The sequence below is a fragment of the Pseudonocardia sp. D17 genome (assembly GCF_036984265.1).
GTDB lineage: Bacteria > Actinomycetota > Actinomycetes > Mycobacteriales > Pseudonocardiaceae > Pseudonocardia > Pseudonocardia benzenivorans.
Genome location: NZ_BPRG01000258.1, coordinates 1 through 251, shown reverse-complemented (window position 1 = coordinate 251; position 251 = coordinate 1). Strand labels below are relative to the sequence as shown.

Sequence of the window (251 nt, the reverse complement as noted above, 5' to 3'; positions counted from 1 at the left end):
TTGGGTGACCGCGATGCGGTGCAGGGCGGCGTTGAGCTGCCGGTTGCCGCCGCGGTTGAGGCGGAACCGCGCACGGTTGCCCGCCCAGACAGGGATCGGCGCCGTCCCGGCGTGCATGGCGAACGCGGCCGAGGACCGGAAACGGTCGACCCCTGCGGTCTCGACGAGGACCTTCGCCGCAGTCAGCCCGCCGCAGCCAGGAATAGCCAGCAGGTGCGGCACCAGCGGCTGCACCTGGGCCTCGATGCGCC

At 72.9% G+C, this 251-nt stretch carries 1 protein-coding gene; it reads right to left on the bottom strand.

The annotated features are described in order from the left end of the window. A partial coding sequence (locus PSD17_RS35250; RefSeq protein WP_339126378.1) for an IS110 family transposase occupies positions 1-251 on the bottom strand: 251 nt, incomplete at both ends.